The sequence below is a fragment of the Caldimonas sp. genome (assembly GCF_046289365.1).
Taxonomy (GTDB): domain Bacteria; phylum Pseudomonadota; class Gammaproteobacteria; order Burkholderiales; family Burkholderiaceae_C; genus Caldimonas.
This window is the reverse complement of sequence record NZ_JBKBVU010000312.1, coordinates 1-2,377: the sequence shown is the minus strand read 5'-3', so window position 1 is coordinate 2,377 and position 2,377 is coordinate 1. Positions and strand designations below refer to the sequence as shown.

Below are 2,377 nucleotides of genomic sequence, written 5' to 3'. Positions count from 1 at the left end.
GGCGCTGCGGCCAGACGCTGGCCAAGCACGTCCAGTTGCGAGCGCCGGCGCGCCAGCACCTGGCCGGGGCGGGCCAGGCGCAAGGTGGCTTGGTCCAGGCGCTGGGCGAGCGCCTCCAGCCGCCGGCCCAGCCCCGAGCGCAAACGGTGTGCCAGGCCCGCCAGTTGGGCGAGGCATTCGTCGCGCGAGGGCGCCACCAGCTCGGCCGCGGCGGTGGGTGTGGGCGCCCGCAGGTCCGCCGCGAAGTCGGCGATGCACACATCGGTCTCGTGCCCCACGGCGCTGACCACCGGGATGGGGCTGGCCGCGATCGCACGCGCCAGGCCTTCGTCGTTGAAGGCCCACAAGTCCTCCAGTGACCCGCCGCCACGGCCGACGATGAGCACGTCCACCTCGCGGCGGCGCGACGCCAGCGCCAGCGCCTGCACCAGCTCGCGCGCCGCGGCCTCGCCCTGCACGGCGGCCGGATAGACGATGACCTCGACATGGGGGGCCCGGCGCCGCAGGGCCGTGAGCATGTCGTGCAGCGCCGCAGCGCCCAGCGAGGTCACCAGCCCCACGCGCGAGACGAAACGAGGCAGCGGTCGCTTGCGCGCCGCATCGAACAGACCCTCGGCCTCCAGGCGGGCCTTCAGGCGCAGGAACTGCTCGTACAGCGCGCCCTGCCCGGCCGGGCGCATGCTCTCGGCCACGAGCTGCAGGTCGCCCCGGGCGTCGTAGACGGCCAGCCGGCCACGGATCTCCACCCACTGCCCTTCCCGTGGCTGGAAATCGAGCATCGCGGCTGCGCGACGGAACATCGCCCCGCGGATCAGGGCCGGCTCGGGCGAGTCGTCGTCCTTGAGGGCGAAATAGCAATGCCCACTGGGCGCGCGCGTGAAGCTGGACAGTTCGCCTTGCACCGTGACCGCGCCGAAGCGGGCCTGCAGATGGTCGGCGATGGCCCGCAGCAGGGCCGCCACCCGCCAGGGGCCGCGCGGGCCCAGGCCACTTGGGGAGTCGAGGAAGGACATGCGCTGGATTCCCAAGCTCGATGCGGGGTTAAAACTCCACAGCCGCGCCAGACAAGGCTTTGCGAGGCGTTGTCGCTGTCATCGCCTTGTCATGTCGTCGCAACTCGTTGATTTGATGATGTTTTTCAGTGCTCACGGATGCAGCAATCTGTCGGAAGCCTCGTCGCTGGGCCACTTTGCGGGGGCTCGCCCCAGGTTTCCCACAAAGTTATCCACAAGATTCGTGGATGACCGGCCGGTCGAACCACGGGGGACGTCGCGGATGTGCAGCACCTCACGGCCGATCGGGTCGCCGTCCCGGCGCTTGGGGTCATAATCGCCCCCGTTGTGCCCCCAGGACCCTCACCCCGCGAGGAGGATGCTCGTTGTTTTCGATCATACAAGCCGCCGGCTGGCCGATCTGGCCGCTCATCGCGTGTTCCATCGTGGCCCTGGCCTTGATCATCGAACGTTTCTCCAGCCTGCGCGCCTCGCGCATCGCCCCGCCCAAGCTGCTGGACGAGGTCCTGTCGGTCACCCGGGCCAGCCTGCCCTCGCCCGAGGTGGTGAACAAGCTGGCCGCCAGTTCACTGCTGGGGCAGGTGCTGGCCGCCGGGCTGCGCAGCGTCATCGCCGAGCCGCGCATCAGCGAATCCAACCTGCGCATCGCCTTCGAGACCGCCGGCCGGGCCGCCGCCCACACGATGGAGCGCTACCTGAACACATTGGGCACCATCGCCGCGGCGGCGCCGTTGCTGGGCCTGCTCGGCACGGTGATCGGCATGATCGAGATCTTCGCCTCGCAAGGCGGCGCCACCGGTGGCAACCCGCAGCAGCTCGCCCACGGCATCTCGATCGCGCTGTACAACACGGCCTTCGCGCTGATCATCGCGATCCCCTCGCTGATGTTCTACCGTTACTTCCGCGGCAAGGTCGATGAATACGTGCTGGACTTCGAGCAGGCCGCCGAACGCATGGTGCCCCACCTGATGCGCTTCACCGTCCAGCGTTGAGACCGCAAAGGCCGCCTGTGAAGAAGATGAACTTTCACCACCGCCGCATGGAAGAGCCGGAGATCGCGCTCATTCCGTTCATCGACGTGCTGTTGGTGATCCTCATCTTCCTGATGCTCACGACCACCTACTCCAAGTTCGCCGAACTGCAGGTGAACCTGCCGGTGGCCGACGCGCAGCCCCCCCGCGACCACCCCCGGGAGGTGATCGTCTCGGTCTCGGCCGATGGCCAGTACGCCGTCAACCGGCGCGTCGTGGACGGCCGTGCGGTGGATCTGCTGGCCGCCGAGCTGCGTGCCGCGGCCGGCGGCACCGAGGCCGTGGTGGTGATCTCGGCCGATGCCAACGCCGCCCACCAGAGCGTGGTCAACG

3 protein-coding genes are annotated in these 2,377 nt (G+C 69.2%); 2 read left to right on the top strand and 1 reads right to left on the bottom strand.

Translation table 11 applies throughout. The features are described from left to right. On the bottom strand, window positions 1–1,013 hold a 1,013-nt coding region (gene xseA / locus ACK42S_RS17455), incomplete at its 3' end, for an exodeoxyribonuclease VII large subunit (RefSeq protein ID WP_409710592.1). A 365-nt stretch (window positions 1,014–1,378) separates the two neighbouring features. Between xseA and ACK42S_RS17450 the strand changes: the two genes are divergently transcribed. Together ACK42S_RS17450 and ACK42S_RS17445 are read left to right on the top strand one after the other, a co-directional pair. Further along, the gene (locus tag ACK42S_RS17450) at window positions 1,379–2,005 is read left to right on the top strand and encodes a MotA/TolQ/ExbB proton channel family protein (protein ID WP_409710589.1); all 627 of its coding nucleotides are present in this window, start codon (window positions 1,379–1,381) and stop codon (window positions 2,003–2,005) included. Window positions 2,006–2,031: 26 nt separating this feature from the next. After that, on the top strand, window positions 2,032–2,377 hold a 346-nt coding region (locus ACK42S_RS17445; RefSeq protein ID WP_409710586.1), incomplete at its 3' end, for an ExbD/TolR family protein.